This window comes from Aquitalea sp. ASV11 (genome assembly GCF_016429185.1).
GTDB classification, from domain to species: domain Bacteria; phylum Pseudomonadota; class Gammaproteobacteria; order Burkholderiales; family Chromobacteriaceae; genus Aquitalea; species Aquitalea pelogenes.
Genome location: NZ_JAELUD010000109.1, coordinates 1 through 9,447, shown reverse-complemented (window position 1 = coordinate 9,447; position 9,447 = coordinate 1). Strand labels below are relative to the sequence as shown.

At 62.5% G+C, this 9,447-nt stretch carries 9 protein-coding genes; 4 read left to right on the top strand and 5 right to left on the bottom strand.

What is annotated here, in order from left to right; translation table 11 throughout:
- From JHD62_RS20495 to JHD62_RS20480, 4 genes are all read left to right on the top strand, one after another.
- On the top strand, positions 1-356 hold a 356-nt coding region (locus JHD62_RS20495; protein WP_199104434.1), incomplete at its 5' end, for a DMT family transporter.
- Between the two features lie 81 nt (positions 357-437).
- Entirely contained in the window at positions 438-1,064 is a 627-nt protein-coding gene (locus tag JHD62_RS20490; protein WP_199104433.1) for a LysE family translocator, read from the top strand.
- A 40-nt stretch (positions 1,065-1,104) separates the two neighbouring features.
- A complete protein-coding gene (locus tag JHD62_RS20485; RefSeq protein ID WP_199104432.1) occupies positions 1,105-1,404 on the top strand; it encodes a superinfection immunity protein in 300 nt (99 codons plus the stop codon).
- Between the two features lie 54 nt (positions 1,405-1,458).
- Positions 1,459-2,583 (top strand): SLC13 family permease, encoded by a 1,125-nt coding sequence (locus tag JHD62_RS20480; protein WP_199104431.1) that lies wholly within the window; start codon positions 1,459-1,461, stop codon positions 2,581-2,583.
- 78 nt (positions 2,584-2,661) lie between these two features.
- Here the strand turns inward: JHD62_RS20480 and hutH are convergent, their stop codons facing one another.
- The 5 genes from hutH to JHD62_RS20455 all read right to left on the bottom strand — a co-directional run bounded on the left by hutH (position 2,662) and on the right by JHD62_RS20455 (position 9,383).
- Positions 2,662-4,194, bottom strand: coding sequence for a histidine ammonia-lyase (gene hutH, locus JHD62_RS20475; protein ID WP_199104430.1), 1,533 nt, complete (start codon positions 4,192-4,194; stop codon positions 2,662-2,664).
- A 175-nt stretch (positions 4,195-4,369) separates the two neighbouring features.
- On the bottom strand, positions 4,370-6,052 hold the full coding sequence (gene hutU, locus JHD62_RS20470) for a urocanate hydratase (RefSeq protein WP_199104429.1): 1,683 nt from the start codon (positions 6,050-6,052) through the stop codon (positions 4,370-4,372).
- Positions 6,053-6,174: 122 nt separating this feature from the next.
- Complete coding sequence (gene hutG, locus JHD62_RS20465) at positions 6,175-7,113, bottom strand: formimidoylglutamase (RefSeq protein ID WP_199104428.1); 939 nt, start codon at positions 7,111-7,113, stop codon at positions 6,175-6,177.
- The gene (gene hutI / locus JHD62_RS20460; RefSeq protein WP_199104427.1) at positions 7,110-8,360 is read right to left on the bottom strand and encodes an imidazolonepropionase; all 1,251 of its coding nucleotides are present in this window, start codon (positions 8,358-8,360) and stop codon (positions 7,110-7,112) included. Before hutI ends, hutG begins: the two co-directional genes overlap by 4 nt.
- 198 nt (positions 8,361-8,558) lie before the next feature.
- Positions 8,559-9,383, bottom strand: coding sequence for an undecaprenyl-diphosphate phosphatase (locus JHD62_RS20455; protein WP_199104426.1), 825 nt, complete (start codon positions 9,381-9,383; stop codon positions 8,559-8,561).
- Positions 9,384-9,447 lie beyond the last annotated feature (64 nt).

Here is a 9,447-nt window from a genome sequence, read left to right as displayed (position 1 = left end):
TTGCCGGCCAGTGCCACCCGCGCCGGGTGGCGGTGGTGCAATTGTTGACCGTATCCTTGCTGGCCGCTCTGGGCTGGCAACTGAGTGGCGAAGCCGCGCCACAGTCGCATCCGGTATTGCTTGTCAGCCTGCTGGGCATGGGGCTGGCCACCGCCGTCATCCAGATCGCCATGAACTGGGCGCAAAAAACCGTCCCCGCCACACGGGCCACCGTGATTTATGCGATGGAGCCGGTATGGGCCGGCCTGCTTGGCGCACTGGCCGGCGAACAGCTGGGGCTGATGGCCATCAGCGGTGCCGCGCTGATTGTGGCCAGCGTGCTGATCAGCCAGTTGGGCGGACGGCAGGGTCACTAGGCAGCAACAGCAGCACAAATAGTTGTTTTTGCTGGGCTATCTGGTTTTAATGACTGCTTGTCGCCCAACAAGGTGTCCGCCATGACGCACACGTTTTTGCTGTATACCCTCACCTGCCTCGCTCTGGTGGCTGCGCCAGGCCCGGACAATCTGCTGGCCATTGCCCGTGGCCTGTCGCAGGGCAAGCGGGCAGCGGCCATGTCTGCGCTGGCATCCGGCTGTGCCATCTTCGTGCATGTCACAGCGGCATCGCTGGGGCTGACCGCACTGTTGCAGGCCTCAGCCACTGCCTTCCTGCTGGTGAAGCTGGCTGGCGGCTGTTATCTGATCTACCTGGGCTGGCAGGCCATCCGCCACCGCACCCTGGTGCGTTTTTCCCGTATCGACCCCTTGCCGCTGTGGCAGGTGTTCCGCAGCGGCTTTCTGTCCGGCAGCCTCAACCCCAAGGTGGGTATCTTCATCATGGCCTTCGTGCCGCAATTCATCAGCACCGCGCAGGGCAGTGTGGCCGGGCAGATGATGTTGCTGGGCGGCTGGTTTGCCTTGCTGACCACGCTGGGCTTTGGCCTGATGGGCATCAGTGCCAGCCATCTGGCGCGCTGGATAGCCGCCCGGCCCCGCCTGATTGCCGGGCTGAATATCAGTGCCGGTCTGGCGTTTATTGCAGCAGGTTTGTCCGTGGGGTTTGCCAAGGCGGCAAAGGCGTGATTACCCTAGCCGCTTACCTGATCACCCCTGTTTGTCTGTCATGAAAATCGTCGATCTGCTCAAAGGCCTGTTCATCATCGTGCTGGCGCTGGCCGTACTGCTGTGGCTGTATGGCACCTTCAACAATCAGCCGCTGTTCGTCACCACCGCCATGTGGATGGGCGATGCGCTGGTGATGATTCCGGCTTATCTGATTCCCAGCATCACCGGCTGGCTGGTGAAAAGCCCCCGTCTGCAAAAAGTGGTTCTCATCAATGTGCTGGGCGGCTGGCTGATCCTGCCCTGGATCATCGCCATGGGCATGGCCATCAAGCGTGACGATTTGCGCACCCAGGACTGACACCACCGTGCACGCAGCTTGATGGCGGCGCTAGCCTTCCCGTAAGCTGCCGCCATGTCTGCACACACTTCCCCCTCTCGTCTGGCAGCCTTGCTCGCCCCGTTCTTGCACGACCGGCTGCTGCATGTGCTGCTGTTACTGATGCTGCTGTTGTGGCTGCCACAGCCCACGGCGGCCAGCCAGTTTGTCCACTGGATAGACTGGCCCACCATCACCACCCTGTCCGGCCTGCTGCTGCTGACCAAAGGCGTGGAAGACAGCGGCTATCTGAGCCATCTGGGCCGCCTCATCATCAACCGGCTGGTGCGGGAACGGTCGCTGGCGCTGTTTCTGGTTGGCATGTCCGCCCTGCTGTCCACCATACTCACCAATGATGTGGCGCTGTTCATCGTGGTACCGCTCACTCTCAGCCTGCGTGGTATTGCCGGCCTGCCCATTGGCCGGCTGGTGATATTCGAAGCGCTGGCGGTGAATGCCGGCTCGCTGCTCACCCCGATTGGCAACCCGCAGAACATCTTGCTGTGGCAGCTGTCCGGACTGTCCTTTACTGCGTTTACCTGGCAAATGGCCCCGCTGGCACTGGGCAGCATGGCGCTGCTGTTACTGGCCACGGCATTGGCGTTTCCCGGCCAGCGCATTCATGCCGAACTGCATGATGATGCGACGGGCTATCAGCCCGGTCTGTTGTGGAGCTGCACCTTGCTGTATGTCGGCTTTATCGTGGCGCTGGAATCCGGCCATGCGCTGTGGGGTCTGGCTGCGGTGCTGGCCGGCATTGCCCTGCTGCGCCCGGCCTTGCTGCTGGCGGTGGACTGGAGCCTGATTGCCGTGTTCATGCTGATGTTTGTCGACATCCGCCTGCTAACCCAACTGCCGCTGGTGCGCCACTGGACCGATGCCGTGGCCGGGCTGAGTAGCGGCGGGCTGTACCTGACCGCCCTGCTGGGTTCGCAGCTGATCAGCAATGTGCCGGCCACCATCCTGCTGGTGAAATACAGCAGCGCCTACAAGGTGCTGGCTTATGCGGTGAATGCCGGTGGCTTTGGCTGTGTGCTGGGCTCGCTGGCCAACCTGATCGCCCTGCGCATGGCGGGCGAGCGCGGCATCTGGCTGCGTTTTCATCTGTATTCCCTGCCCGCACTGCTGCTGGCAGGCGTGCTGGGCTACTTCCTGCTCTGACGTCCCGTCCCGCCATTCCACGCAAAAAAGCCCGGTCACCGTGACGGTGCCGGGCCAAATCCCTGACTGAGGGCCTGCTTACAAAGAGGGCAGCAAGCCAGCCGCGACAAAGCGGTTGTAACTGCCACTGGCCACCAGTGCGGCTGCCTTTTCGATATCCGGCGCGAAGTAGCGGTCCTTGTCGTAGAAGCTGACTTGTTCGCGCAGTTCGGCCTTGGCTTCTTCCAGCTTGGCGCTGGCCTTGTGCGGGGCGCGGAAGTCCACGCCCTGGCAGGCCGCCAGCAGTTCCACCGCCAGAATGCCGGCGGTGTTGCCGGCCATGTCGCGCAGACGGCGACCGGCAAAGGTGGCCATCGATACGTGGTCTTCCTGGTTGGCCGAGGTCGGCAGGCTGTCCACCGACGCCGGGTGCGCCAGCGATTTGTTTTCCGAAGCCAGCGCCGCACCGGTGACCTGGGCAATCATGAAGCCGGAGTTCACCCCGCCGTTATTCACCAGGAAGGGCGGCAGCTTGGACAGGTTGCTGTCGATCAACAGTGCCATGCGGCGCTCGGACAGCGAGCCGATTTCCGCCAGCGCCAGCGCCAGGTTGTCGGCGGCAAAGGCCACCGGCTCGGCATGGAAGTTGCCGCCGGACAGGATGTCGTTGTCGTCGGCAAACACCAGCGGGTTGTCCGATACCGAGTTGGCTTCCACTTGCAGCACGCTGGCGGAGTGGCGGATCTGCGTCAGGCAGGCACCCATCACCTGCGGCTGGCAGCGCAGGCTGTACGGGTCCTGCACCTTGCCGCAGTTTTCGTGCGAGTGTTCGATTTCGCTGTGTTCCAGCAGGGCGCGGTAGGCGCTGGCGGCATCGATCTGGCCAGCATGGCCGCGCACGGCGTGGATGCGCGCATCAAACGGGGTGCGGCTGCCCTGCGCGGCTTCCACCGACATGGCGCCAGCCACCACGGCGGAGGCAAACAGGTCTTCCGCCGCAAACAGGCCTTCCAGCGCAAAAGCGGTGGAGGCCTGGGTGCCGTTGAGCAGGGCCAGGCCTTCTTTCGGGGCCAGGGTGATGGGTTCCAGACCAGCCGCCTGCATGGCTTCACGGCCATGTACGCGCTGGCCGTTGACGAAGGCTTCGCCCTCGCCAATCAGCACCGCGCTCATGTGCGACAGCGGGGCCAGGTCGCCGGACGCACCCACCGAACCCTTTTGCGGAATCACCGGGTAGATGCCGTGGTTGAACAGCGTCACCAGTGCTTCGATCACCTGACGGCGGATGCCGGAGAAACCACGCGCCAGCGAGTTGATTTTCAGTGCCATCACCAGACGCACAGTGGAATCGTCCATCGGCGCGCCAATACCGGCAGCGTGCGACAGCACGATGGAACGTTGCAGCAGTTCCAGCTCTTCCGGTGCAATGCGGGTATTGGCCAGCAGGCCAAAACCGGTGTTGATGCCGTAGGCAGTACGGCCTTCGGACAGTACGCGTGCCACAGTGGCGGCGGAAGCGTCGATGCCGGTGTGGCAGGACGGGTCCAGTTGCAGCTTGAGGCCGGTTTCACGTGAAACGCGGCGCAGGTCGGCCAGTGTCAGTTGGCCCGGTACGATATTGAGAATGCTCATGGTTTCAGTCTCTATTGATTGTCAGCTGGCCTCACGCCCTCAGGCTGGACCAGATATGTTCTTGTTGTCGCGCCTGCCCTGCCTGAACCGGCAGGGCCATGACGCTGATGACGTGACTTCTGCACAAAGAATGCCCGCGGCAAGCTAAGGCCGGATCGGGCATGCTCTACCCGGCTTACTTGAGCATCGGCAGGTCCAGGCCCTGCTCACGCGCGCAGTTCTTGGCAATGTCGTAACCGGCATCGGCATGACGCATCACGCCGGTGCCCGGGTCGTTACGCAGTACACGGCCCACGCGCTTGGCGGCTTCGTCGGTGCCATCGCACACAATCACCACGCCGGAATGCTGCGAGAAGCCCATGCCCACGCCACCACCGTGGTGCAAGGACACCCAGGTAGCGCCACCGGCAGTATTCAGCAGGGCGTTGAGCAGCGGCCAGTCGGACACCGCGTCCGAACCATCCAGCATGGCTTCGGTTTCGCGGTTGGGCGAGGCCACCGAGCCGGAGTCCAGATGGTCGCGGCCAATCACGATCGGGGCCTTGAGTTCGCCATTCTTCACCATTTCGTTGAAGGCTGCACCCAGACGGGCGCGGTCTTTCAGGCCCACCCAGCAGATACGTGCCGGCAAACCCTGGAAGCTGATGCGCTCGCGTGCCATGTCCAGCCAGTTGTGCAGGTGCGGATCGTCCGGAATCAGTTCCTTCACCTTGGCATCGGTCTTGTAGATGTCTTCCGGGTCGCCGGACAGTGCCACCCAGCGGAAGGGGCCGATGCCTTCGCAGAACAGCGGGCGTACATAGGCCGGGACAAAGCCGGGGAAGTCGAAGGCATTCTGCACGCCCTCTTCCAGCGCCATCTGGCGGATGTTGTTACCGTAGTCCAGAGTAGCGGCACCGCGCTGTTGCAGGGTCAGCATGGCGCGCACTTGCACGGCCATGGACTTCTTGGCGGCGGCAGTGATTTCAGCGGCGTCGGTCTTTTGCTTGGCGCGCCATTGTTCTACCGTCCAGCCTTGCGGCAGATAGCCGTGCACCGGGTCGTGCGCGGAGGTCTGGTCGGTTACCACATCCGGGGTGATGCCACGGTTTACCAGCTCGGTGAACACATCGGCGGCATTGCCCAGCAGGCCGACAGACACCGCCTTGCCGCTTTGCTTGGCGTCTTCAATGATGGCCAGCGCCTCGTCAAGCGATGTAGCCTTGCGGTCCACGTAACGGGTTTTCAGGCGGAAGTCGATGCGGGTTTCATCACATTCCACGGCGATCATGCTGAAACCGGCCATGGTAGCGGCCAGCGGCTGTGCACCACCCATGCCACCCAGACCACCAGTCAGGATCCAGCGGCCTTGCGGCTTGCCGTCGAAGTGCTGGTTGGCCACGGCAAAGAAGGTTTCGTAAGTGCCTTGCACGATGCCTTGCGAGCCGATGTAAATCCAGGAACCGGCGGTCATCTGGCCGTACATCATCAGGCCCTTCTTATCCAGCTCGTTGAAGTGTTCCCAGTTGGCCCAGTGCGGTACCAGGTTGGAGTTGGCAATCAGCACGCGCGGCGCGTCGGCGTGGGTGTTGAACACGCCCACCGGCTTGCCGGACTGGATCATCAGGGTCTGGTCGTCTTCCAGACGCTTGAGCACGTCCAGGATGGTGTCGAAACATTCCCAGTTGCGGGCGGCACGGCCAATGCCGCCGTATACCACCAGGCTTTGCGGATGCTCGGCCACTTCCGGGTCCAGATTGTTCTGGATCATGCGGTAGACGGCTTCGGTCAGCCAGCTTTTGCAGGAAAGTTCGGTGCCACGCGGGGCGCGGATCACACGGGTCGGGTCGAAGCGGCTGTCTTGTTGTGCTGCGCTCATTGCTGTCTCCTTGGTACTGCCATGTTGTCGGGCAACTGCCCTGAATTCATTACCTGGAACTGCTAGCAAAACCCCCGCTCCAGCGTTGCGCCGCCTTGGCCCGGGTTTTCTACGCGGTTTTGTCAGCGGTTCCTGGCCAGATGACGGGTGATACTCCACGCCAGCCGGGCCGCCGTCTTCGCGCCGTGGCTGTCGATATCGAATTGCGGGTTCAGCTCCACCAGATCAGCCCCGGCCAGCTTGCCGCTGGCGGCAATGGCGGTGACCAGCGCCTCCACCACCGGTAGCTCCACCCCCATGGCGGCGGGGGCGGATACGGCAGGCATCACGCTGGCGGGCAGCACATCCAGATCGATGGTGAGATAGACCATGTCCACCTGGTCGATGAAGTCCTGCACCGTACGCTGCGCATTGGCGAGGCCCGCCTGGTGCAGTGCGCTGTCCAGCAGCCACTGCACGCCCAGCTGACCGGCACGGGCAAACAGCGCCTGGGTGTTGGATGGCTCGGCCACGCCCAGACACAGGTAATGGAAGGGACGGCCAGCGCTGGCGCAGTCGGCGGCAATCTGCGCAAACGGCGTGCCGGAGGTGGCCTCGGCGGCTTCACGGATGTCGAAGTGGGCGTCGAAATTGATGATGCCGATTACCTGGTCCGGGTGCGCTGCGGCCAGGCCGCGCCAGGTGCCATAGGCGGTTTCATGGCCACCACCCAGCACCAGCGGGAAATGTCCGGCACGCGCCAGTTGCTCCACCACCACAGCCAGCCGCAGGTGGGCGGCATCCAGATCTCCATCGTCACAGGCCACATCGCCCATATCGCACAGCGGATAGGCCTGATGCCAGGCCAGATTGGCCAATGCCTTGCGGATGACCGCCGGAGCGGCAGCAGCACCGACACGGCCCTGATTGCGCCGCACACCTTCATCGCAGGCAAAACCGGCAATGCAGATGCCTGCTGGCAAGTCGGGGGCAAACGGCGTGGCCAGCTGATGCCAGCGGCGCGCCAGTTCGCCTTCACCGGCGTCCACGCGGCCGGTCCACAGCTTCATGTCTGGAGTCATTGTGTTGTTTCCTTGCCCGGACGCTGGCCACGGAATACCCGTTCGGCCAGCGGGTTGACGCCGAGTCCGTAGACGATTTCGGCAGGGTGTTCGATATCCCACAGCAGCAGGTCGGCGACATGATCCGGCGCCAGCTTGCCATGGCTGTGGCCACGGCCCAGTGCCTGGGCGGCATGGCGGGTAGTACCGGCCAGCGCTTCTTCCGGCGACAGGCCGAACAGCACGCAGGCCTGGTTCATCGCCAGCCGGATGGAGGCAAACGGGCTGGTACCGGGGTTGAGGTCGGTAGACACCGCCATCGGCACACCGGCCGCACGCAGCAGTTCGACTGGCGGCTTTTGGGTTTCACGCAAAAAGTAGAAGGCTCCCGGCAGCAACACCGCTACCGTGCCGGCCGCACGCATGGCCTCCACACCGGCAGCGTCCAGGTATTCGATATGGTCGGCCGACAGGCCGCCAAATTCGGCCACCAGCGCGGCACCCTGTAGATTGGACAGCTGCTCGACATGGCCCTTCACCCGCAGGCCGTGCTGCTGCGCGGCCTCGAACACGCGGCGTGTTTGCGCCGGGGAAAAGCCCACGCTTTCGCAGAACACATCCACCGCTTCGGCCAGTTGCTGTTCCGCCACGGCCGGCAGGATGTCGCGGATGACATGCTCGATATAGCCATCGGCATCGCCGGCAAATTCCGGCGGCAAGGCATGGGCGGACAGCAAGGTGGGGGCAATCTCCACCGGCTGGCTGTCTGCCAGTTGGCGCGCCACGCGCAGTTGCTTGATTTCATCGTCCAGGTTCAGGCCATAGCCGGACTTGGATTCCAGCGTGGTGACGCCCTCGGCCATCAGCGCCTGCAAGCGCGGCAGGCTGGCAGCGGTCAGTTGCGCCTGGCTCAGTGCACGGGTGGCGCGCACGGTGGAGACAATGCCACCGCCCTGGGCGGCAATCTGCTGATACGGCACGCCCAGCAAACGCTGTTCCCATTCCGCCGCCCGGTTGCCGCCGTACACCAGATGGGTGTGGCAGTCGATAAAGCCGGGGGTGATCCAGCGGCCTGCCACGTCCACCACCTCGCCATCAAAGCTGGCCGGGTTCAGCTGGCCTTGCGGCAGGATGGCGGCAATACGGCCTTGCTCCACCACCATCGCGTGATCGTGCAGCGCGCCGTAGGGCGTGGCGTGCTGTGTATCCATGGTGGCCAGCCGGGCATTGAGCCACAGGCTGCGGGTGTGGTTGATAGGCTTGCTCATGTCTGCTCCTGATTTGTATATACAAATAAACCCTGCATTGATGCTTGTCAACCACAACTCAACATTGAATACAATATGTATTTACACAAAACTCTTTATTTATCAATTATTTGGTTAAATAAAAAAGGGAGCCAACGGCTCCCTTTGTGCATCAAAAATCCAACAGTATTTGTATAGTCAATTGCCTGACTACGCCTTTCAGCTATCCACCCAGTTCACCCAGCCGTACTGCCAGGTCAGCAAGACGATGATGCCGAACACGATGCGGTACCAGGCAAACACCATGAAGCTGTGGCTGGAAATGAAGCGCAGCAGCCAGCGCACGCAGAAGAAGGCCGAGACAAAGGAAAACAGCAGGCCCACCGCCCAGATGCCCAGATCGTCCGCCGCCAGCAGCGCGCGGTCTTTATACAGCGAATACAGCGAGGCAATGATCAGCGTGGGAATGGCCAGGAAGAAGGAAAACTCAGTGGCCGCCTTGCGCGACAGGCCAAACAGCATGCCGCCAATGATGGTGGCACCGGAACGCGAGGTGCCAGGCACCAGCGCAAAGGCCTGGGCGCAGCCCACCTTGAGCGCATCCAGCGGCGTCATTTCTTCCACCGTTTGCACGCGAATAGTGTGCTGGCGGCGCTCGGCCCACATGATGACCAGCGCACCGATGATGAACATGCTGGCCACCACCGGGGCGTTGAACAAGTGGGCCTTGATGGCCTTGCTGAACAGAAAGCCCAGCGCCGCTGCCGGGCAGAAGGCAATGGCCAGGTTGAGGATGAAGCGTCTTGCCGCCGCATCATGACGTGCACCACCGACCACGGCGGCGATGCGCGCGCGGTATTCCCAGATCACCGCCAGGATGGCACCGGACTGGATGACGATTTCAAACAGCTTGCCGCGTTCGTCATTGAACTTGAGCAATTCCCCGGCCAGGATCAGGTGGCCGGTAGAGGAGATGGGCAAAAATTCGGTCAGCCCTTCGACAATGCCGAGAATGGCTGCCTTGAGCAAAAGCAGTGTGTCCATGATGTGATTGATTAAGTAGGCGGGTTAACAGGAAAAAGCAGAAAAATAAACCGCTAGCATAGCC

Coding starts and splice junctions, on each gene's coding strand:
- JHD62_RS20455 (WP_199104426.1), bottom strand. CDS start 9,383: ATGGACACACTGCTTTTGCTCAAGGCAGCCATTCTCGGCATTGTCGAA.
- JHD62_RS20480 (WP_199104431.1), top strand. CDS start 1,459: ATGTCTGCACACACTTCCCCCTCTCGTCTGGCAGCCTTGCTCGCCCCG.
- JHD62_RS20485 (WP_199104432.1), top strand. CDS start 1,105: ATGAAAATCGTCGATCTGCTCAAAGGCCTGTTCATCATCGTGCTGGCG.
- hutU (WP_199104429.1), bottom strand. CDS start 6,052: ATGAGCGCAGCACAACAAGACAGCCGCTTCGACCCGACCCGTGTGATC.
- hutG (WP_199104428.1), bottom strand. CDS start 7,113: ATGACTCCAGACATGAAGCTGTGGACCGGCCGCGTGGACGCCGGTGAA.
- hutH (WP_199104430.1), bottom strand. CDS start 4,194: ATGAGCATTCTCAATATCGTACCGGGCCAACTGACACTGGCCGACCTG.
- hutI (WP_199104427.1), bottom strand. CDS start 8,360: ATGAGCAAGCCTATCAACCACACCCGCAGCCTGTGGCTCAATGCCCGG.
- JHD62_RS20490 (WP_199104433.1), top strand. CDS start 438: ATGACGCACACGTTTTTGCTGTATACCCTCACCTGCCTCGCTCTGGTG.